Origin of the sequence: Scytonema hankhaensis NUACC26, from assembly GCF_045865695.1 — a bacterium.
Taxonomy (GTDB): Bacteria; Cyanobacteriota; Cyanobacteriia; order Cyanobacteriales; family Nostocaceae; genus Scytonema.
Genome location: NZ_BAACAP010000214.1, coordinates 1 through 19,059 on the forward strand (window position 1 = coordinate 1; position 19,059 = coordinate 19,059).

The window sequence follows — 19,059 nt, forward strand, 5'->3', positions numbered from 1 at the left end:
CCGCAGACGGGTTCCGCAACTACTCTAGCGGCAAACACAGCGAATCGCTTGAGGAGTTGCTAGTCGATCGGGCGCAATTGCTGACCCTGTCAGCACCTGAGATGACGGTTCTCGTGGGCGGTTTGCGCGTCCTGGGTGCGAACTTTGGAGCGTCCAAACACGGCGTCTTCACCGATCGCTCAGAGACGTTGACCAATGACTTCTTCGTGAACCTGCTTGACCTGGGCACGACGTGGAAGGCGACCACTGAAGATGAATATGAGTTCGAGGGGCGCAATCGCAGAACAGGCGAACTCAAGTGGAGCGCTACCCGTGTTGACCTCATCTTCGGTTCAAACTCTCAGCTACGCGCTCTCGCGGAAGTCTACGGATCTAAGGACTCGCAGCAGAAATTTGTGCATGACTTTGTGGCAGCGTGGGACAAGGTGATGAACCTCGATCGCTTTGACCTCGCTTAGTCGAGAGCGTAAAGGTCCATCTGCGTTAAGAGGTTGTTTGAAAAGTGGTTGGCTGTGATTTTAGTCACTTATCGATCCCCCCTAGCCCCCCTTAAAAAGGGGGGAAATAGAAGCAAAATCCCCCTTAAAAAGGGGGATTTAGGGGGATATCGAACGTTTTGCTACCGATAAGAGGACTTTTAAAACATCCTCTAAGGCTGCGGTTAAAAACTATTTACCATTCCCCCCATTACCATTACTACTAGCGAGAATGCGCTCGGCTAACTTATCAGGAACCTCCTGGAGATGGTCAAACTCCCAATGGAAAGAACCAACACCAAGAGTCAGCGATCGCAATTCCACAATAAAGTTTTGCATTTCTGATTGTGGTAAATACGATACAACACTATCCCAACCGTGCCAATTGCCGATACCTTCATAACCCAAAATCTGCCCCCGTCTACCAGTCACGAGTTGCAAGACTTTAGCAGTAAATTCATTAGGAGTCTTAACCTCAACGCGAACAATAGGTTCTAGTAGAGTCGGTTCGCACTTAGGTATTCCTGTTTGCATAGCAACACGAGCCGCTTGCTTGAACGCCTGTTCGGAACTATCAACAGTATGGTAAGAACCATTCGTCAGAGTCACCGAGACATCCACTACAGGGAAACCCAAAGGACCGTGTGTCAGAAACTCACGCACCCCAATCTCCACGCCAGGGATATACTGTTTGGGAACAACACCGCCAACAATAGTTTCCTTAAAGTTAAAACCCTCACCCCGCGCCAATGGTTGGATATCTAGATAAACATCACCAAACTGTCCGTGACCGCCACTTTGGTGCTTGTAACGACCGTGTACTGATGTCACAGGTTTGCGGATTGTTTCTTTATAAGGCACTTGCGGTAAGTGCGTAGTCATGGGTAAGTTATACTTACGGCGCAAACGGTCTAAGGCTACTTGCAAATGAATCTCGCCTTGACCCCAAAGGATCACTTCATGAGTATCCCCGTGCTGTTCCCAAGCCAGAGAACAATCTTCTTCCAGCAATTTAGTAATTGCACTGCTAAGCTTCACCTCATCATTGCGCTTTTCAGGAGTAATAGCGAGGGCATAGACGGGTTCGAGGTGCTCGGCTTTAGGTAACGCTGTGACAGATTGTGAATCGCAAGAAATTGTATCTCCTGTCTTAATACCTTCCAAACGGCTGATAGCAATGATGTCACCCGCACAAGCTTCATTGACCTGCACCTGCTGTTGTCCCATGAGGCGATAAAGACCACCAGCACGAACGCCATTCAGTACGATTCCGTCAGTGAGTTTACCCTGCCAAACCCGTACTAAAGATATTTTGCCACCTTGGGGAGTGTAGTAAGTTTTGAGAACCTGCGCTAGAGGTGACTTACTCGATTGACCTTTCAAGCGACGTTCTGCTGTAGCTTCCGGTTCGGGGGCTTCCTTAACCAAGGCTTGTAAAAGCGGACGCACGCCATAATCTTGTTCTGCAACGCCAAAGAAAACGGGTACGACTAAATCTGCTCCCAATTCCATTTTCAGGTCTTGGAGTATTTCTTCTTGAGGCGGTTCGATGTCTTCTAAAAGTTCTTCTAGTAAATGGTCGTCAAAATTTGCCAAAGCTTCGAGCATTTCGGCTCGTGCGATATGTTCTTCCTCTTTAAGTTCTTCCGGGAAAGGGATGGGGTCAGCTGGCGCACCGGGATGATATTTGTACGCTTGTTCGCTCACTAAGTCAATAAAGCCAATCAGTGCTTCCCCTTGCATGATGGGATATTGATGTGCAACTAGGGGACGGCTAGAAACGGCTTTGAGAGCATGTAGCGTATTTAGAACGTTTATATTCGCCCGATCCATTTTATTAACAAAGACGAGATGGGGAATTTCCCAGTCGTCCAGAAATTTAAACAGAGGCGCAAGAGTTAAGACTCGTTCGGTGATGGGTTCGCAAACAACAATTGCTGCATCTACGCCCATTAAAGCGTTGTAAGTTTCTTGAGCAAATTCTACACTTCCAGGACAGTCCACAAATGTGAAACGAATATCGCTATACTCAGTGCAAGCAGTGCTAACTTCCACACTCATTTGGCGATCGCGTGATTCAGCAGCACTATCTCCCACAGTGTTGCCATCTTTAATGGTGCCTTTGCGCGAAATTGCCCCTGTCACAAACAACAAACTTTCCAGCAACGTAGTTTTTCCACTTAAATATGGACCAACAATTGCCACATTCCGCGAACCCGATTTGACTTTTTCGTTCATAAATCCTCCCTAGCCACTAGTTGTTTCTAGCCGCGTTATTCTAAGTAATTAAGGCTTCAAAAGTCGTTTCTTCAAAAGATTATGCGGTCTTTAATTTGAGATTATCTCCTCTTTAAGAGACACCGATTAAAATCGTATTTTCTTGTAATCTTTTACCGAATAAAAATTAAATATTACAAACAATTATGTATGAAACTAAACTTATATGAATTAATCCCTTTGAAACCAAAAGTTTGTAAAGTGAATGTAACAAAAGTGTCGATTGTCATTGGTCATTTGTCATTAGTCATTTGTAAGGGTTTTAACGTGTTTACATATTTTTATACAGTTCGTTTGCTCACCTATCTACTTACGCAACTTCAAGAATATTTTGGGAATGTGACAAAACCTGAGTTTGAGCTTATGTCTTACCCCACCCTAACCCTCCCCTTGGAAAGGGGAGGGAACTGGAGATTCAATCTCCCCCCTTTCCAAGGGGGGACTAAGGGGGGTAGCTTGAAGAGGGCTACTTGTATCTCTAGGTATCGTCTTGCTATCCTAGTAAGTCTAATATTAGTTACCGAAAGCTTTATCTCCCACTCCAGCGCTCTCCCCCTTTCCCCCCTATCCCCAGAGGGGGTCCCGAGTCCCCCCTCTCCCACTCCCTCTCTACTCACGCAATACGTTGACAGCGGTGCTCCAGAGTATTTAGACCAAGGGTTACAGGCAATAAAAGTGGGGAGAGTTACAGATGCGATCGCATTATTTCGCAAAGCCACCGAACTCGATCCTAATTTAGCCCCAGCACATTACAACTTGGGGCTAGCACTGCGACAAATCGGACAGTTACAACCAGCAGCAGATGCATTTTACAAAGCCACACAAGCAGATTCTAAATTTGCCCTAGCCTACGCTAACTTAGGTGGATCGCTCCTAGAAGGTTCCAATCTGCAACAAGCAGGAGATTATTTGCGGCGAGCAATAGAAATCGATCCCAAACTAGGGATAGCGCACTACAACTTAGGATTAGTGTACGAGCAACAAAGAAATTGGGAAAGAGCCATACCATCCTTTAGGAAAGCAATGGAATTTAGCCCCAATGCACCCGAACCAGCTTACCATGTAGGGTTGTGCTACTTGCAACAAGGGAAAACAGATAAAGCAAAAGAAGTCTTTCGCAGAGCGGTCAAAATCAACCCCAAATATTCAGAAGCTCATTACAATTTGGGAACAATTTTATTCAGTCAAAGTAAATTCAAAGATGCATTAGAAGCTTTTAGAAAAGCAGCAGAAGGGAACTCTAATTATGCAAATGCTTATTATGGAGCGGGATTAGCTTTTATACAATTAAGACAATATTCCGACGCTGTAAAAGTATTACAATACGCCAGAGATTTATACAAAGCTCAAGGAAATTCACGGTGGGCAAACCAAGCCTCACAATTGTTGCAACAGACACAAAATTTAAATAATCCGCAAAATTTTAATTATCAACCGCGCTAGGTGAAAGAATAAAGTGTAAAGTATGAAGTAAAGTTCCCATAATAAAAATTTGGGAATTGAAACAATAATGTATCGCTACAAACGCTGTCTCATACAATTTTGGATTTTAGATTTTAGATTTGGGATTGAGTAAGTCTTATTTTGACTGGATTTCAACCAAAAATTAGTCTAATTTTTGTTTCCAATTTGTATCCTTTATGAACAAAATTAGGGGCTTATATCCGTAAATATGAAGTATGAAGGAGAAATTTTTCATCCTTTATCCTTCATCCTTTATCCTTTCTTAAGTGGTAATGTCATGCTCATGAAAAAGCGCCTCAAGAGCCAATTCTTATTCTCCAATCGCTGGATTGACCGACACTGGATAGTTCGCAATATGGAAGCTTTCCAAGATTTAATCGTGATTATTTTGTGTTTGGGTTTATTTGCCGTTATGCTCGTTCAGTTATGGGGGATAGCAACTGCTCTCACACAATCAGTAGATTATAAACATGTGACAGCCAAAATACTGTTTATCTTGATTTTGGTTGAGTTGTTCCGATTGCTCATGGTTTATTTACAAGAGCATAGTATTTCAGTTGGAGTTGCAGTAGAAGTTACAATTGTGTCTTTATTGCGAGAAGTTGTGGTTCATGGTGCATTAGAAATTTCTTGGATTCAAGCTGCAGCCATTTGTTGTTTATTGCTAATTTTAGGTGGACTATTGATAGTGTGCGCTAAAACACCCCATATGGATTGTATAAGTGCCAATACTAAGGTGTGTCCTATTAAACATCACGAAGATATGTACCAGGAAAGCGAATTCCATTCAAGACGCTATTCAGTGACCAGTGACCAGTAATCAGTGACCAGTAATCAGTGACCAGTGACCAGTGACCAGTGACCAGTGACTAGTAATTCAGTGACCAGTGACCAATTTTCCAAGTTAGGTATTCTTTTGGACAGATGAAGACCTTCCTTCAGGCAAGTAGAAGGGAATAAGAGAATAAGAAACCAATAGGAGGGTAAATCTCATGGTTCAAACACCAGGAAACAATACTCAAACCCAGAATCCCGTAAGCAACCTGGAATACGACTTTCTCACCGTTTTGCATAACAAGGCGGAAGCCATCAAAGCTTACGAAACTTATATCAACGATGCACAGCAAGCAGGTTCTCAACCTTGTGTAGAACTATTCCAGAAGTTGCGTCAGGCTGACATCGAGCATGCACAAGAAATCCGTCATCACCTTCAGCAAGTCTTGCAACATGGCAAGATGTAAGCTATTGCGCTTTGAATTTACATAGTAAGTTGTTGCGCTTTGAATTTACACAGTAGGGCGGGCGAGGACGCCCACCCCACAAGAAATGAAATGTTTTTGAGATGTTTTGAGTGCAATCTCGTTCCCAGGCTCCGCCTGAGAATGCATTTTTCTTAACGCAACACTTGTATTAAATACTGCGTGAGAGTATGTGCATCTACGCCTAACTCTGTTCGCTCTTGTGCTGCTAGAATTCCTGCTTGAGAGTGCCACCAAGCTGCAGTTGCAGTAATATCTTCTATAAAAATATTCTTAGAAGAAGCTTGAGCTATCAATCCGCCAAGTAACCCGGTTAATACATCCCCACTACCTCCTCTTGCTAATGCTGGGGTGCTTTCAGGATTGAGCCAAACTGTACCTTGAGGATTCGCGATCGCAGTTCTCGCTCCTTTCAACAACACGACTGCAGTACTTTGTGCGGCTGCTTCTTTGACTCCTTTGACTCTATCTCGATTGGGATCGGAAATATCGGGAAATAATCTCTTAAATTCACCAGCATGGGGAGTCAGTATTGTAGGTGCTTGCCGTTTTTGTAATGTAGGAATAGTCCCCATATCTGCTAAGATATTTAAGCCATCGGCATCAAGAACCAAAGGAGCTGTGCTGTCTAAAACTTCTTGTAATATTGGGTTAGCATCTCTTGTTAAACCGGGACCGCAGGCAATAGCATTAAATTTACTGAGGTCAGTATTTTCTGGTAGTTGAAGTTGCGCGATCGCTCCTGACTCAGTTTCCGGACACCCAATAATCAGTGCTTCGGGTAACTGTGCCACCATTATAGACTTGAGAGATTCTGGTACAGCAATAGAAAGCATCCCCACACCACTTGCTCTTGCTCCTAACCCAGTGAGTAATGCTCCTCCAGAATAACGACGCGAACCACAAATCAGTAGCAGATGTCCTTCTTTGTACTTGTAGGTAACTGGTGGACGAGGTAAAGGAAGAGTAGAAAGCGCAGTTGTTCTTGTAATACGTTTTATACTTAACGATTTGCCTAATATGGCGTGTATGTCAGCCAATGGAATATCAAAATCTATTAATTCTGCTTTGCCAATATAATCCAAAGCATGGTCTTGCAATAAACCAAGCTTCCATAAACCCAAACAAAGGGTATGAGTCGCACGAACTGCAGTTCCCAACACTTCCCCAGTATCTGTATGCAATCCAGAAGGTAAATCGATGGCGATAATTGGTTTGTGCCATTCATTGAGTCGATTAATAGTTGTCGCAATAGGATCTGCGATCGCTCTTTCCAAGCCAAATCCAAACAACCCATCAACGAACAGGTGATAATCCGCTAGTTGCTCAATTGACGAGTAACAAGGAATACCTATACTTTGAGCGTACTGTAAATGTTGCGAAGTTAATTCTTTAAGTTTGGAGAAAGGACAATAAATACCAATTTCATAACCGCGAAAATACAACTCGCGAGCAACGACTAAAGCATCACCACCATTGTGACCGGGACCGACGAGAATTCCAATACGGAATGAGAGGGACTGGGGACTGGAAACTGGGGACTGGGGGAGAGGGAGTGGCGGGGAAGGGGAGAAGGGGGGGGAGTAGGTATTCTCTTCTACCGTTATTCTTTGGATGCGATTGGCAATTAATCCTGCTACTTTTTCCATCAAAGCTGCTATAGGCATTCCCCCAGCAAAGATACGTTCTTCGATGTCCCGCATTTGTTGTGCGGTGACAACTACCTGTGAAATCAGTTCTTGTCTACCCATATAATTTTGGATTTTAAATTTTAGATTACTTCAAAATCCCCAATCCCCAATCACCAATCCCTATTTGCCATAATAAACTCTGGCATTTGATAAATTTCCTCGATTTCGGAGATACCTGTTTAAACTTTCTGCTTGCGATCGCTCTTCAAAAGGTCCAACTCTCACGTGTTCGCCCCGTGGCTCATTTCTAGCTTCTACATATTCTCCGTACCTGACTAATCCTCTAATCCGTCCTTCAAGATCGCGCAAGTCTTGAGAAATAGCAGGAACGACTACATAGTAGCATTTATCACTGTAACCGCATCTTCTACCCGGATAGGGTCTATCTGGATAAGGTCTGTCATCGATAATCTCACCATTTGAAACCTCAATAGCTCTAACGCCTCTTAAACCATTGGATACTAACCTACTAGTTAGCCCCCGCATACGAGCTTCTCCACACCCATATCCGGCTTGGATGGCATTCCCATAAAAGAAAGCATCGCTGACTACTTGTCGAACTCGATTTAGTCCGTTACTTCTACTCACTAATATACGATAGCACCGTCTGTTGTCTGGATACCTCCGGTCGAATTCCTGGGGTACGCCATATTCCTGAATGTTTTCAGGAAGTGGGGGGGGAGGGTAATTTTCATCCTGAGCTTTTGCAGAAGTTAATGGCAGTAGTATTGCTATCCATCCTCCCAAAAGAAAAGACAGACAATAAACACTGAAAGATGTTGCGCTCCTACTTTGTATTTTTTTCGACATATTTATTTGTACGCTCGCTGGAAAAGTATAGAGTATCAAAAATACAACATTTTTGAGTAGGTTTACTGTCCTACTCCCCTCTTGTCAGCAGAAACAATGGAATTAGTCGAAATTTAAGCGATATACCCCTTTATTGAGAGATATTTCATATTTTATCCTTTATTCTTCCCACTTTATTCTTGAGTTAGGTGGGCGAGAGAGCATCAAATTTGGTACGCTTGAGATACCGCTTTGCAGATCGCGAAGAAACTGTCAAACTGGTATTGATGGCAGTATAGTTGTTACAGCTTTGTCAGAAACGCTTAGCTGGATCGTCTTCAAACATCAAATTTATTGGTTGATTTGCTGTGAACCGTGTATTACAGCTAGCACTTCTATTTGTTCGGGCTTTATATAATATATGATTCGATATGAACCTTCAATAACTTCACGAATTTGCTCAGTTTTGAATTCCGGTACAATCCGACCAGACAGAGGAAAATTAATAATTTGCTCCGAACGTCTAGTTATACGGTCAACTACTCTAGCCGCATACTGAGGTGAGTTTTGTGAAACGTAAGTATAAATAGCAGACAGATTTTCTACAGCTGTATCAGTCCAAAAAACTTTCACTCTCGTATTCCAAATTTTGCCCGAACGTCTTGTACAGATCTAACTCTACCAGCTTTACTGTCAGCAAGCCCAGCCTCAACTACTTGCCTAACATAAATTTCGTACATTAAATCGTCCCATGTACAGTCTTCTGGCAATCTTTCTATCAACTTTCGAGCTTCTTCTTTAACGTTTAGACTTTCCATGAATTTAGCACGAAACTAGCTTTACTTATATAGTATAGACATTATTAACTGCCTGACCAATGACCAACAACTAACCAATAACCACTAATCACTATCGTTCACCACTTTATTCTTAAGTTAGGTGGGCGAGAGAGCATCAAATTTGGTACGCTTGAGATACCGCTTTGCAGATCGCGAAGAAACTACCAAAAGTTAGGCGCGAGGTGCAAAATTCTATCTATATTGGAAGCGGTCAATAGCGATCGCAATATACGGAGATGAACAAAGTCGTAGTAGGTCTTTCAGGCGGCGTTGATAGTTCCACCGCAGCAGCCATTCTGCACGCTCAAGGCTATGAAGTAATTGGTTTGACCCTTTGGTTGATGAAAGGAAAGGGTCAATGTTGCTCTGAGGGTATGATAGATGCGGCTTATATTTGCGAACAGCTAGGCGTTCCCCATCATGTTGTTGATATTCGGGATGTCTTTCAAACAAATATCGTTGATTTCTTGGTAAATGGTTACAGCGCGGGGATTACACCTTTACCTTGCTCGCAGTGCAATAAAACAGTGAAGTTCGGTCCCATGTTGCAGTACGCTCGCGAAAATTTAGGATGCGATCGCATTGCCACAGGTCATTATGCCCGCATTCAGTACGATGAAACAACCGGACGTTACCAACTGTTGCGAGCTGTCGATCGCAATAAAGACCAGTCCTATTTTCTTTATGACTTGTCACAAGATTTACTATCATGTTCCGTGTTTCCTCTTGGGGAAATGCACAAAGCTGATACCCGTCGCATTGCCGCAGAACACGGTTTGAAAACTGCTGATAAGCCAGAAAGTCAAGACTTATGCTTGGTAGAGAGTAACGGTTCTATGCGAGCATTTCTTGATAAATATCTTGCGCCCAAAACAGGGGATATTGTAGATAGTACAGGGAAAGTTCTGGGACAGCACGATGGTGTCCATCACTACACAATCGGACAGCGAAAAGGCTTAGGGATAGCCGCCGCCGAACCACTGTATGTCATCTCTCTAGATGCAGTGAATAACCGCGTGGTTGTGGGCGATCGTACAAAAGCAACTCAGCCAGAATGCACGGTAAGTCAAGTCAACTGGATATCTATAGCCGAACCATCCAGCCCTATTCGAGCCGAAGCACAAGTCCGGTATCGGTCAACACCCGTACCAATAACAGTGATTCCTTTAGAAAACTCTCGCGTCCGCATAGTATTTGACGAACCCCAGTTCAGCATTACCCCCGGACAAGCAGCAGTATGGTATGACGGAGAAAAGGTTTTAGGCGGTGGCATTATCGAGTAATTTAATTAGATTGGTCGGAGCAACCAGAGGATATTTTACCTGTTCTGTGATTCGGTAGCATTGGAATTAACAGTAAAAGATTTGTTTGGATGGTTGCAAGTAGGCAAGACGATTACATAATGGTTTGCACCTATTTTAAGGCTTTCGCTTTATTCTAAAGGGAAAACCCTTCAATTTCGATGCTTGAATCCTTGAGATATGGTGCAGGATAGTTAATAATAGTTGCTATTGTGTTAAGAACATGAGTGAAATATTTACTGAAATTGATATACCACCTCAGTTTCCCGACCATACTCAATTGCCAGAGTCAGATGGTTCGTTTGTGAAAAATTTTCAAGAACATCCTCAATGTCTGATTTTGACTGACTCCATCACTCCTGTTTTGCAACAACTGCATCCAGATGGACAGTACTGCATTGGTCAAGACTGTGGTATATATTGGCGAGAGACTGAGCCACCCGAAAAAGGAGCCGAAGCACCAGATTGGTTTTATGTACCTGGTGTACCACCAATGCTTGATGGCAAGATTCGTCGTTCCTATGTTTTTTGGCGGGAATACATCCCCCCACTCATTGCTATAGAACTAGCAAGTGGCAATGGCGATGAAGAACGAGATGCGACTCCTCTATCCCTCGCCCGTCGTCGAGAAAGTGCGAAGCCTGGTAAATTTTGGGTATATCAACAAATTATCAGAATTCCTTACTATGCTATCTATGAAATCAATAATGCCAAGTTGGAGGTTTATCACTTGGTAGATTTTTCATACCAAAAGCTGCAACCCAATGAGCGAAATCATTATCCCATTCCACCTTTAGGAGTGGAACTAGGACTATGGCGAGGGAGTTACTTGAATAATCCAGAGCAGCTCTGGTTACGCTGGTGGGATACAAATGGTAACCTGTTGCTAATTGGCAATGAAATTGCTGAGCAAGAAAGACAGAGAGCTAAGCAAGAAAGACAGAGGGCTGAGCAAGAAAGACAAAGATCTCTCGCTGTAGAGCGAAAAGCTACACAACTAGCAGAACGGTTACGAGCAATGGGTATTGACCCAGATACGTTAGAGTAGGTAGCGACGAGCGATCGATACAATCGCTGGATTCACAGGTAACGCATATGGTACAAGCACCAACGCAAACACTGACCTTGGAAGAGTTTCTGAAACTCCCAGAAACTAAACCTGCAAGTGAATACATTCATGGTGAAATCATTCAAAAACCTATGCCCCAAGGAAAACACAGTACTCTTCAAGGTGAACTCGTTACAAACATTAATACCGTAGCAAAAACTCAGCGTATTGCTAGGGCTTTCCCTGAATTAAGGTGTACCTTTGGTGGACGCTCAATCGTTCCAGATGTAGTGGTATTTGCTTGGGAAAGAATTCCTCTTGATGAAAATGGGGATGTTGCTAATGTATTCGCGGTTGCGCCAGACTGGACAATTGAAATTCTCTCACCAGACCAAAGCCAAACCAAGGTGACTGGAAAGATATTACACTGCTTAAAATATGGCAGTAAATTAGGTTGGTTGGTCGATCCTAGTGAAAAGTCCGTGCTAGTTTACCCACCGGGACAACAACCAGAACTGTTAGAGCAACCAGAAGAGGTTTTACCTGTTCCAGATTTAGTGAAAGATTTCCACTTAACAGTGGGGGATTTGTTTGGATGGTTGAAGATCATTTAGGCGAACCACCAGAAAAAGGAGCCGAAGCACCCGATTGGTTTTACGTACTTGGTGTACCGCCAATGCTGGATGGCAAAATGCGTCGTTCCTATGTTTTTTGGCGAGAATACATTCCCCCACTCATTGCCATCGAACTCGCTATTGGGAATACCTCAGTGGCAACCTTAGCGAAAACCGCCAGTCTGTCAGAATCCGAATTTCAAGATCGCAGCGCCTCACCCCAGAATCTTTGTTAACCTTAATAGAAAGAGTCAAAACAGGAGAATGGTGATGACCCCTGAAGTTCTGTCAAACTATCCCCAAATTCAAGAGCTTCATGTGGCTGAAGTGGTTCGTTACCTTCAGCAAAATCACTGGGCAGCCATTAACCATCCCAATCCACGATTACTCTTGTTTGAAAAGGGTGTTGACGATCGCGGAAAAGCAATTCAGATTGTTCTGCCAAGTAAGGATGAGTATGAAGACAGACCCTATCTAGTGGCTAAAGCGGTGAATCTTCTATCTGTTCTCGAATCTGTGTCTTTCCAAGAAATTGTCAGTGAGATTAATACAAGTGTACGTGCTAGCTAAGTCGAATTGATGTGGCGATCGCGAGCTAATAAATCATTTGCGAACAGTTACATCCCGACTTCTCCAAGAAGTCAGGGATCTGGTCGCTGCAATTCTCACTTTTGTAAAGTACGAAACCACAAGCAACTAAACAACCAAGACTTTACTGCACGAACTCCTGTATGACAACAGCATCTTGATAGCTAATTTCTACTTTAAATGCTTTGTCAGGAGCTTCACTAAATTCTAGCTGAATGGCATGATTTTCCTCTGTTGCGATCGCTATGATGAGGGAGTTTTGGGTTGGGAGTGTAATCATTTGTGGTATGGTCGTACACTTCTGTAGATACTGTTTTAGGGGGCTACCTGTTTTTTTGAAAAGCCAGTCTTGTCGCAAGGTTTCTGCAATGCGTTTGAGATGAGAAATTTGTGCTTGCGCTCTCGTGGAATCATTGGTTTTATCAAAAGCATCTATCTTAAGTAGTATTTTACTAAATCCTTCTTAGAAATCGCCGTCCTCAAATTCTAAATTCACCCAAATTTCCATAAGTTTTTACCCAATTGATTTTCGCCACACCACTGTCATTAAACATAGGAGTTACGCTTTTGACGTGAAAGCTTGTAGCGATTACCGTGAGGTACAGAAAGAAAAAATTAACCGCAGGCTGTAGCTGATGGACGCAGATAAGGGGAGGGAACCGGAAATTTAAGAGATGATTCATAAAGTAAACGTTAAGACATCGTAGGTTGGGTTGAGAAACCCAACATTGAATCGAATTGTTGGGTTGAGGAACGAAACCCAACCTACCTTACGAATCAACTCTAAATTTACCCTCTTTCCAAGGAGGGATTAAGGGTGGTAAATCTAACATAAAAATGGTATCAGACTTCAGACTTCAATTGACAATGTTGAATCATACACAGTTAGATAAATATAAGCAAAAACTACTAGCTAACTTCAATTCTCGAACTCATTACGATCGCGGTAGGTTTCATGCTCCTGTTGCCCATCGCTTGCTTGAATTTGCCTGCCTTCAACCGGGAGAAACTGTCTTGGATATCGCAACAGGGACTGGTTTAGTTGCACTTGCTGCTGCTCAAAAAGTCGGTGTTGAAGGTAAAGTCATTGGTGTGGATATTTCTGCTGGAATGCTGGAGCAAGCCAGACAAAAGCAATTCAGTTTAGGCTTACAAAATACAGAGTTTCTTGAAGCAGATACAGAAATTGTAGAATTTAGCGATCGCTTTTTTGATGCGATCTTTTGTTCTTTAGCACTTTGCTATTTGACTGATATTCCGGCTGCTCTGAAAAAATGGTACTCTTGGCTTAAACCCAATGGACTTTTAGCACTCAATGCTTGGGCAGAAAAAGCTTTTCCACCGTCAGTTTTGTTTAGAGAAGTAGCCCAAAGATATGGTATACAAATTCCCAACCCTAACGAGCCACTTGGTGCGCTGAAAAAGTGCTATCGAGTGCTATACAATGCAGGATTTGAAAATATTGAAGTTATCCAAGAGCAGTTTGGTTGGTACTTTACCCCTGACAATAACAGTGCTGAAGAATTGTGGCAAATTAATTCAAAGAATGTTTTTGGACATCAAGTCTTTGAACTGTCAGCTGATGAGTTAGAGCGGTGTAAGGCTGAGTATATCGCAGAAGTTCAGGCATTACCGACTACAGAGCAAGGTGCTTGGTGTGATGCTTCTATCTTTTTTGTTATAGCTCATAGGTGATACCATTTTGGATTTTAGATTTTGGATTGGGAAAGCTTTGCTTGGACTGTACGGTTCATTTACTTGAAAACTGCTGTAAGTACTGTCCTAGCTATTCCCTAAGTCGCAAGATTAAGGTAAAATACCATTCGCTTTACACAAGTAGTGGGGAATTGCTGTGTTGAACAACACAAAGAGTGAGATTTTTTTGCTATTGCTCTTGCCTATAATGCACATAAGCATTTATACTTATTTATAATTCGTTGCCATTCCATAGAAAAAGCTTTGCAGTGCTTCATGCTATTTAAAGCAGTCTTAAGATTGCTAACAATAGCTGACGTTCTGTTGCAAAATATCAATGTGAGGAGCGAAATCCCAAGAGCGTATTCGCGGTACACTCAAATAGATTTGTTTGAGAGCGATAAGCTGGGTACGGCTTGCGCTTCGCGAACGCGAGTCAATTTTTACCTAAGTCCATTATAAACGTACTGTTTTCTTTCGCGGCGAACCGAATTTAACAACGGTTCGGTGTGTAAGTCACTGACATTCAGGAATATTAACCATGACTACTGCTGTAGCTGCTAGCTTTCCGATTAATCTTAGCGCTTACAAAAAAATAGCACTAGACCCAAGCAATCCTAACCTAACTAACGAGCAACGAGAAACACTCAAAGCTAACATTCAGCTTTGCCGCGATGCAATTGTTTTCTTTACCGCCACAGGTGCTGCTAGGGGTGTAGGCGGACACACTGGTGGTGCTTACGATACAGTACCAGAAGTAGTCATTCTTGATGCATTCTTCCGAGGAGCACCCGATAAATTTGTCCCTATCTTCTTTGATGAAGCAGGACACCGCGTTGCTACTCAATACCTGATGGCTGTTTTGCACGGCGAGTTGGATGTTGAAAGTCTCGTCCATTATCGCGAAGCTCATTCAAGATTACCCGGACACCCCGAACTTGGCTTAACACCAGGTGTTAAATTTAGTTCCGGACGATTGGGACACGTTTGGCCTTATATTAATGGTGTGGCGTTAGCTAATCCCAACAAAGTCGTTGTCTGCTTGGGTTCTGATGGTTCGCAGCAGGAAGGCAATGATGCAGAAGCAGCACGTTTGGCTGTTGCTCAAAATCTTAACATCAAACTCATCATTGATGATAATGATGTGACTATCGCTGGACATCCTTCAGAGTATTTACCAGGTTTTAGTGTTGCTAAAACACTTGAAGGTCATGGGTTAACTGTCAATGAGGGTGATGGCGAAGACTTGGACGAGCTGTACCGTCGCCTTTGTGCAGCAGTTACACAGTCGGGACCTGTTGCTTTAGTCAACAAGCGAAAAATGGCTGTGGGAATTGAAGGTATCGAAGGCTCAATCCACGGTCATGACGTGATTCCTGTAGATAAAGCGATCGCTTACCTAGAAAAGCGTGGATTAACCGAAGCTGTCAACCACCTCAAGAGCATACCCAAGCCCAAGCAAAGCTACACATTCCTTGGTGTCAGCGACAAATGGGGTTCCAACCGGAGCGTATTTGGCGAAGCAGTCGTCTCCGTCCTCAGTCGCATGAGCGAAACAGAACGCAAAGAAAAAATCCTCTGTATCGATAGCGACCTAGAAGGTTCTTGCGGTCTGAAAAAAATTCATGATGCTCACCCAGAAATCTTTGTCAGTTCTGGAATTATGGAGAGAGGAAACTTCTCCGCCGCCGCCGGATTTGGTATGGAAAAAGGAAAGCAAGGTATTTTCGGTACCTTCAGCGCCTTTTTGGAAATGTGTATTTCTGAAATCACAATGGCGCGGTTGAACTATTCCAACGTTTTGTGTCACTTCTCCCACTCCGGAATTGATGACATGGCAGATAACACCTGTCACTTCGGTTTAAACAATATGTTTGCCGATAATGGGTTGGATGACGGCTACGAAACACGGCTTTACTTCCCTGCAGATGCTGCTCAAATGACAGCGTGTGTTAATGCAGTCTTCTTCGATCCAGGTTTGCGGTTTATCTTTTCCACCCGTTCCAAAGTTCCTCACATTCTTGATACTAAAGGCAAAGAGATGTTTGGCGAAGGTTACACCTTTGTTCCTGGTAAAGATGAAGTTGTACGGGAAGGAACAGCAGGTTACATCGTCAGCTATGGTGATGGATTGTATCGCTCGCTTGATGCAGTAGAACGTCTCAAGCAGCAAGGAATTGATGTTGGTTTAATCAATAAACCCACACTCAATGTTGTCGATGAAGAGACCCTTGCTAAAATCGGTGCAGCACCTTTTGTACTGGTTGTGGAATCCATGAGCCGTCGAAACGGACTGGGTATCCGCTTTGGAACTTGGTTACTCGAGCGAGGATTTACACCCAAATTCGCTCACCTCGGAACTCATCATGAAGGTTGCGGCGGTCTTTGGGAACAGTTCCCTCATCAAGGAATTGACCCCGATGGCATTATCAATAAGGTCAAGTCATTGGTTGGCTAATACCATGCGTGGATTTTAGATGCGTGGATTGAGAAAGTCTTACCTAGACTGAACTTCGACCAACTATCTGTTGTATTCTTTGTTCAAACTGGTGTAACTTTGTATTTCTAGTGAGTGACGAGCGCTAATTGCTCTTGTGGGACGGGCATCTTGCCCGTCTATTATCATACAATGCGTAGATTTCATCTTTCTATTTTTCCTTGTCATATTCAGCATGGGTAAGAATGTATTTTATAAAAATTGTTTGACTAGAATATTTAAATTTTAGATTTTGAATTGAGAAAGCTGTGCAACCATTTCTGCACGAGATGAAACTTCAAGCTTGCGGAACATTCGCTTTAATGCTTGCTTTACGGAATTCTCAGTAATCCAAAGTTCATTGCCAATTTGTGCGTTTGTTCGCCCCAAAGCCACTAATTCTACAATCTGCAATTCACGAGCCGTTAAGCGATCGCTTTTGAAAGATTGTTGCCGCGATCCTGTATCCTTCAGAATTACTGTATCAACAGAAACACTTCGCGCTCGCACTGTTGCAGCCCAAATAGATAAGTGCAAACAGATGGCACTTAAATCAGCTAAATTTTGTGTATCAAAGGCAGGCATTGACTTTTCGCGGGTACAGCCTACTACACCCACTAATTGACCGCAATTTACGATCGGTCCTGCCATCACATGCCAATGATCGGGACGGGGACAAATTATTGTCCAAGCCTTTGGTGACGTCACCAATGCTTCGTGGACGGGAGTATGACGCTCCACTAAATAACGCACAACAGGATTATGTTCGATTGATAGCCCTACTTTCAGTATTTTCTGAAAATTGCTATCTACTAAGGGAAGTTGGTCGAAGAAAAAAAGCCCCCACCGTTTAGCTGAAAAATACTCACCAATTTTTGGCACGATTTGCGAGCGTAGATCGTGTTCGCTATGAGTTTTATTGATGGCTTCAAAAAGAAGCTTCAAGGAAATTGTCATAGATCGATTTGTCTAAAGTGTACTCTTACTAATTTAGCAGAACACTTAGAACATATTAGTCACGTTCAAATCAATTATTATTTAAGAGATGAAAAGTTAACTTCTCGTCTACTTTGGGAGAATGTCAAAAATTTAATTATCCCTGATGATACTTATATTATATTTGATGATACAGTGGTAGATAAAAGATTTTTGGAAGAAATAGAAATAGTACGAAGACAATATAGTGGGAATGAATATGGTATTATCAAAGGAATCGGAATAGTTAGTTGCATATACGTGAATCCAAAAACTCTCAAGTTTTGTGTAATAAATTATCGCATTTTTTTCCCAGAAAATGAGTTTCTTTGAGTTGAAATTGTCACAAGTTCCTCCTACGATTCAGTGACAGCATCTGGCTTGTTAAACACCTCACGTGATACATGATGAACAAGGCTTGAAGAAACATAGAATAACGTGAATCCAATCAGCGGATGAAGCACCTCTAAGTGAAGTGGAGTCTTGAGATGAATGCTACAAAATTGGAGTCCAAGCAGCACGGGCAGACTCGCGGCGAGCGAGCGAATTTTACCCGAGAATGGAAGGCTCAACGACCCGCCCAGCAAGACTAACGACAGTCCACTGTACCCTCGCACAAGCCAAATATGCACCGTCCACCAGCCAGGATCGTCGAAGTAGGCAACCCCAACAGTTAATACCTGAGCTATCAAGCAGAGATTAAAAACAATTGAAGTTACATAAAAACCAATCTGCATCCACTGTGGGGAAGCACGATCTATTTCTGCGTTTATCATCATTTCGGACTGCCTATATGACACTACATAATTGAGTTAGGACAAGTTACTTTTTGAGATCTGCGCTCAAAGCACTTTGTAAGCGAGGCTCTCAGAAAATAACGGGTTTCGATCTAAGTGCGTAGCGCTATACTACTAACCTCAATTGTCCCGTAACAAACGACAGCGCCTTCTGCACTAACTCAGGTCCCGCTTTTTCGGGTGAACCCGTATCAAACGGCGGCGCAGGATTGTACTCGATCGAGAGTTGAACAATCTTGGCAGCTTCCTCACCCCGAAGCATTTCAGCGATCTTCAGACCAAAATCAATGCCTGCCGTCACCCCTCCTCCCGATATCCGATTGCCATCAATCACGACTCGCTCAGTTCCGACCTCAACACCCAACTTAGCAAGTTCGTCCCGCATTGCCCAATGCGTCGCGGCGCGATAACCTTGCAGCAGTCCTGCCTTTGCAAGAAACACAGATCCGCCACACACCGAGGTGATGAACTTGGCGGTACTCCCCTGTTTCCTGAGAAATTCAAGCACTTCTGGATCGTCTACGACTGCCATCTGTTTCAAGCCGCCACCGATACAGAGCACGTCCAAAAGCGGGCAATCTGCAAAGGTTGTATCTGGAACAACCACCATGCCGTCGTCCGCTTCAATCGGCTCTAGCGCTTTCCAAATACGATGGAGCTTGATGCCGGGAAGCGCATTAAACACAGTTTGGGGTCCTACGATATCGAGTGTGGTCATGCCAGGATATATGACCAAGCCAATGATATACTGTTGTAAGTTACTCATGAAT

22 protein-coding genes and 2 pseudogenes are annotated in these 19,059 nt (G+C 43.2%); 13 read left to right on the forward strand and 11 right to left on the reverse strand.

Translation table 11 applies throughout. The features are described from left to right. On the forward strand, window positions 1-458 hold a 458-nt coding region (locus ACKTT2_RS27830; protein WP_407892700.1), incomplete at its 5' end, for a peroxidase family protein. A gap of 210 nt (window positions 459-668) precedes the next feature. Here ACKTT2_RS27830 and ACKTT2_RS27835 read toward each other — a convergent pair. Beyond that, entirely contained in the window at window positions 669-2,714 is a 2,046-nt protein-coding gene (locus ACKTT2_RS27835) for an elongation factor G (RefSeq protein WP_407892702.1), read from the reverse strand. Window positions 2,715-3,284: 570 nt separating this feature from the next. Between ACKTT2_RS27835 and ACKTT2_RS27840 the strand changes: the two genes are divergently transcribed. The 3 genes from ACKTT2_RS27840 (at window position 3,285) to ACKTT2_RS27850 (ending at window position 5,458) form a co-directional block, all read left to right on the forward strand. Further along, window positions 3,285-4,196, forward strand: coding sequence for a tetratricopeptide repeat protein (locus ACKTT2_RS27840; protein WP_407892855.1), 912 nt, complete (start codon window positions 3,285-3,287; stop codon window positions 4,194-4,196). A gap of 304 nt (window positions 4,197-4,500) precedes the next feature. Further along, a complete protein-coding gene (locus ACKTT2_RS27845) occupies window positions 4,501-5,037 on the forward strand; it encodes a phosphate-starvation-inducible PsiE family protein (protein ID WP_407892858.1) in 537 nt (178 codons plus the stop codon). Between the two features lie 172 nt (window positions 5,038-5,209). Then, a complete protein-coding gene (locus ACKTT2_RS27850) occupies window positions 5,210-5,458 on the forward strand; it encodes a hypothetical protein (RefSeq protein WP_407892704.1) in 249 nt (82 codons plus the stop codon). A gap of 152 nt (window positions 5,459-5,610) precedes the next feature. Here the strand turns inward: ACKTT2_RS27850 and ACKTT2_RS27855 are convergent, their stop codons facing one another. The 4 genes from ACKTT2_RS27855 to ACKTT2_RS27870 form a co-directional block, all read right to left on the reverse strand. After that, entirely contained in the window at window positions 5,611-7,227 is a 1,617-nt protein-coding gene (locus ACKTT2_RS27855) for an NAD(P)H-hydrate dehydratase (protein ID WP_407892706.1), read from the reverse strand. A gap of 60 nt (window positions 7,228-7,287) precedes the next feature. Then, entirely contained in the window at window positions 7,288-7,977 is a 690-nt protein-coding gene (locus ACKTT2_RS27860; RefSeq protein ID WP_407892708.1) for a hypothetical protein, read from the reverse strand. Between the two features lie 330 nt (window positions 7,978-8,307). Continuing rightward, a complete protein-coding gene (locus ACKTT2_RS27865; RefSeq protein WP_407892710.1) occupies window positions 8,308-8,589 on the reverse strand; it encodes a type II toxin-antitoxin system RelE/ParE family toxin in 282 nt (93 codons plus the stop codon). Then, window positions 8,586-8,774, reverse strand: a complete 189-nt coding sequence (locus ACKTT2_RS27870; RefSeq protein WP_407892712.1) for a hypothetical protein — start codon at window positions 8,772-8,774, stop codon at window positions 8,586-8,588. Before ACKTT2_RS27870 ends, ACKTT2_RS27865 begins: the two co-directional genes overlap by 4 nt. 257 nt (window positions 8,775-9,031) lie before the next feature. On the opposite strand from ACKTT2_RS27870, the gene mnmA reads away from it, so the two are divergent. The 6 genes and pseudogenes from mnmA to ACKTT2_RS27900 all read left to right on the forward strand — a co-directional run bounded on the left by mnmA (window position 9,032) and on the right by ACKTT2_RS27900 (window position 12,328). Next, complete coding sequence (gene mnmA / locus ACKTT2_RS27875) at window positions 9,032-10,078, forward strand: tRNA 2-thiouridine(34) synthase MnmA (protein ID WP_407892714.1); 1,047 nt, start codon at window positions 9,032-9,034, stop codon at window positions 10,076-10,078. A 241-nt stretch (window positions 10,079-10,319) separates the two neighbouring features. Beyond that, window positions 10,320-11,144, forward strand: coding sequence for a Uma2 family endonuclease (locus ACKTT2_RS27880; RefSeq protein WP_407892716.1), 825 nt, complete (start codon window positions 10,320-10,322; stop codon window positions 11,142-11,144). 47 nt (window positions 11,145-11,191) lie between these two features. Next, window positions 11,192-11,758, forward strand: a complete 567-nt coding sequence (locus tag ACKTT2_RS27885; protein WP_407892718.1) for a Uma2 family endonuclease — start codon at window positions 11,192-11,194, stop codon at window positions 11,756-11,758. Window positions 11,759-11,760: 2 nt separating this feature from the next. Continuing rightward, a pseudogene (locus tag ACKTT2_RS27890) lies at window positions 11,761-11,913 on the forward strand (Uma2 family endonuclease); the annotation flags it as partial. Continuing rightward, on the forward strand, window positions 11,856-12,029 hold the full coding sequence (locus tag ACKTT2_RS27895; RefSeq protein WP_407892720.1) for a DUF4365 domain-containing protein: 174 nt from the start codon (window positions 11,856-11,858) through the stop codon (window positions 12,027-12,029). The pseudogene ACKTT2_RS27890 and the gene ACKTT2_RS27895, both read left to right, overlap by 58 nt. Then, window positions 12,029-12,328, forward strand: a complete 300-nt coding sequence (locus ACKTT2_RS27900; protein ID WP_407892722.1) for a hypothetical protein — start codon at window positions 12,029-12,031, stop codon at window positions 12,326-12,328. Before ACKTT2_RS27895 ends, ACKTT2_RS27900 begins: the two co-directional genes overlap by 1 nt. A 142-nt stretch (window positions 12,329-12,470) precedes the next feature. Here the strand turns inward: ACKTT2_RS27900 and ACKTT2_RS27905 are convergent, their stop codons facing one another. Continuing rightward, window positions 12,471-12,626 carry a hypothetical protein gene (locus ACKTT2_RS27905; protein ID WP_407892724.1) on the reverse strand — a complete coding sequence of 52 codons (156 nt, stop codon included), beginning with the start codon at window positions 12,624-12,626 and terminating at the stop codon, window positions 12,471-12,473. A 587-nt stretch (window positions 12,627-13,213) separates the two neighbouring features. Between ACKTT2_RS27905 and ACKTT2_RS27910 the strand changes: the two genes are divergently transcribed. Beyond that, the gene (locus ACKTT2_RS27910) at window positions 13,214-14,041 is read left to right on the forward strand and encodes a class I SAM-dependent methyltransferase (RefSeq protein WP_407892726.1); all 828 of its coding nucleotides are present in this window, start codon (window positions 13,214-13,216) and stop codon (window positions 14,039-14,041) included. A 541-nt stretch (window positions 14,042-14,582) separates the two neighbouring features. Beyond that, window positions 14,583-16,499, forward strand: coding sequence for a thiamine pyrophosphate-binding protein (locus tag ACKTT2_RS27915; protein ID WP_407892728.1), 1,917 nt, complete (start codon window positions 14,583-14,585; stop codon window positions 16,497-16,499). 63 nt (window positions 16,500-16,562) lie between these two features. Here the strand turns inward: ACKTT2_RS27915 and ACKTT2_RS27920 are convergent, their stop codons facing one another. The 3 genes from ACKTT2_RS27920 to ACKTT2_RS27930 are packed head-to-tail and all read right to left on the reverse strand — an operon-like array spanning window position 16,563 to window position 17,474. Continuing rightward, complete coding sequence (locus tag ACKTT2_RS27920; protein ID WP_407892730.1) at window positions 16,563-16,685, reverse strand: hypothetical protein; 123 nt, start codon at window positions 16,683-16,685, stop codon at window positions 16,563-16,565. 4 nt (window positions 16,686-16,689) lie between these two features. Continuing rightward, a complete protein-coding gene (locus tag ACKTT2_RS27925) occupies window positions 16,690-16,809 on the reverse strand; it encodes a type II toxin-antitoxin system HigB family toxin (RefSeq protein ID WP_407892861.1) in 120 nt (39 codons plus the stop codon). Next, entirely contained in the window at window positions 16,764-17,474 is a 711-nt protein-coding gene (locus tag ACKTT2_RS27930; protein WP_407892732.1) for a LuxR C-terminal-related transcriptional regulator, read from the reverse strand. The genes ACKTT2_RS27925 and ACKTT2_RS27930 overlap by 46 nt, the downstream gene beginning before the upstream one ends. A 6-nt stretch (window positions 17,475-17,480) precedes the next feature. Between ACKTT2_RS27930 and ACKTT2_RS52385 the strand changes: the two are divergent. Continuing rightward, window positions 17,481-17,810: pseudogene (locus ACKTT2_RS52385) on the forward strand (IS701 family transposase); the annotation flags it as partial. A 38-nt stretch (window positions 17,811-17,848) separates the two neighbouring features. Here ACKTT2_RS52385 and ACKTT2_RS27935 read toward each other — a convergent pair. Together ACKTT2_RS27935 and ACKTT2_RS27940 are read right to left on the reverse strand one after the other, a co-directional pair. Beyond that, window positions 17,849-18,271: a DUF6220 domain-containing protein gene (locus ACKTT2_RS27935; protein WP_407892734.1), complete on the reverse strand. Its 423-nt coding sequence runs from the start codon at window positions 18,269-18,271 to the stop codon at window positions 17,849-17,851. Window positions 18,272-18,395: 124 nt separating this feature from the next. Continuing rightward, window positions 18,396-19,055 (reverse strand): DJ-1/PfpI family protein, encoded by a 660-nt coding sequence (locus ACKTT2_RS27940; RefSeq protein WP_407892736.1) that lies wholly within the window; start codon window positions 19,053-19,055, stop codon window positions 18,396-18,398. Window positions 19,056-19,059: the final 4 nt, after the last annotated feature.